1 protein-coding gene is annotated in these 1991 nt (G+C 72.4%); it reads left to right on the top strand.

Annotation, left to right across the window (positions count from 1 at the left end; all coding sequences use genetic code 11):
• On the top strand, positions 1–1991 hold a 1991-nt coding region (locus tag MXD61_RS05550), incomplete at both ends, for an SDR family NAD(P)-dependent oxidoreductase (RefSeq protein WP_248811769.1).

Genomic DNA, 1991 nt, shown 5'->3' with positions numbered 1-1991 from the left:
CGGACACGGCCGGTGACCCGGTCCTGACCCTGGGAGCCCTGACCACACGGCCCGTCGCCGCCGCCGACCTCACCGCCGCGGGCACCGGGAGAGGGGGCGCCGAACCGCTGATGCTGGCGGTCGACTGGACCCCGCTCCCCGTCCCGGCCTTCGGTGACACCGCCACTCCGGCCGCCGGGACGGCGGACGAGGAGATCGGCGCGGTGATCACGGATGCGGCGGATCTGGAGGCGCTGGGCGAGGAGGCACCGGGGTGGCTGATCCTGGATGCGGACCCGCTGATCGCCGACGCCGTCAGCGCCGAGTCCAACGCCGTTCCCGGCGCGGGTGAGCCGGCGCGGGTGCGTGTGGTGCTGGCACGGGTGCTGGAGGTGCTGCAGGCCTTCACGACCGAGCCGGCTCTGCGGGAAACCCGGCTGGCCGTGGCGGTGCGGGAGGCGGGCGCCGACCCGGTGGCGGCCGCGGTCGCCGGGCTGACCCGCTCGGCCCAGTCCGAGAACCCCGGCCGGATCCTGCTCGCCGATCTCGGCCGACCGGACCCCGGCACGGACGCCGTGGCGCTCGCGGACCTCGCGGGATCGTTCGGACGCACCGTGGCGGCGGACAAGTGGGAGATCCGGCTCCAGGACGGGCAGATCGAAACCCCGAGGCTGATGCGCGCCGCCGACGACCGGCTGGAGCTGCCGGCCGACGCGTGGGTGCTGTCGGCGTCTGCGGCGGCGACGGTCGAGGAGGTGGCGGCGGTTCCGTGGCCGGCGGCGTCCGAGCGGCTGGAGGCGGGGCAGGTCCGGGTCGGGATCCGCGCCTGCGGCGTGAACTTCCGCGACGTCCTCGTCACGCTGGGCATGATCCCTCCGATCGCGGGGGCGGGGCTGCGGCTGGGCGGCGAGTGCGCGGGCGTCGTCCTGGAGGCCGGACCCGATGTCGTGGATCTGGTCCCCGGGGACGAAGTCACCGGTATCGGCATGGTGATCGGACCGACGGCGGCCGTGGACCACCGGTATCTGGTGAAGGTCCCGGACGGCTGGACCCCCGAACAAGCGGCCTCGATGCCGGTCGCGTTCCTGACCGCCTGGTACGCCTTCACCGAACTGGCCACCGTCCGAGCCGGAGACACCGTCCTGGTCCACGCCGGTGCCGGAGGCGTCGGCATGGCCGCCATCCAGCTCGCTCAGCACCTCGGTGCCGAGGTCTTCGCCACCGCCAGCCCCGCCAAGCACGACCTTCTGCGGAGTCTCGGACTCGACGAGGACCACATCGCCAGCTCCCGCGACGGCGACTTCGAACAGCGGTTCCTCACCGTCAGCGGCGGACGCGGCATGGACGTGGTGCTGAACTCCCTCTCCGGTGGACTGACGGACGCGTCCCTGCGGCTCCTGCCCAGAGGCGGCCTGTTCCTCGAAATGGGCGTCACCGACGCCCGCCGCCAGGACGAGACCGAAGCCGCCTACCCCGGGGTGGCGTACCGGGTGTTCTACCTGCATGAACTGGACCCGGCACTGATCCAGCGGATGCTGCTGGATCTGACCAGGCTCTTCGAGGCCGGGCACCTGACCCCGCTGCCGTTGACCGTCTGGGACGTCCGCCACGCCCGCGACGCATTCCGTCACATGTCCCAGGCCAAGCACATCGGCAAGAACATTCTGCGGCTGACCTCCACGACCGGGACGGAGGGTCTGGCTGACGGCTGTGTGGTGGTGACCGGTGGGACCGGGACGTTGGGCGGCCTCGTAGCCCGGCATCTCGTCACCGCACACGGAGTCCGGAATCTGATGCTGGTCTCACGGCGAGGCCCAGCCGCTGAAGGAGCCGCACGGTTGCGCGCCGAGCTACAGGCCGCCGGCGCCCAGGTGCGGATCGTGGCCTGCGACGTCGCTGATCGTGATCAGGTGGAGGCGTTGCTCGCTGGAGCATCGGTGCCGCTCAGCGGGGTGATTCACACCGCCGGGGTCCTGGATGACGCGGTTCTGGGCGGGCTGACTCCGGGGCGG

It is taken from the genome of Frankia sp. AgPm24, from assembly GCF_023243055.1.
Taxonomy (GTDB): domain Bacteria; phylum Actinomycetota; class Actinomycetes; order Frankiales; family Frankiaceae; genus Frankia; species Frankia umida.
Note: the sequence above shows the minus strand (reverse complement) of the source record. Positions and strands in the feature narration are given on the sequence as shown.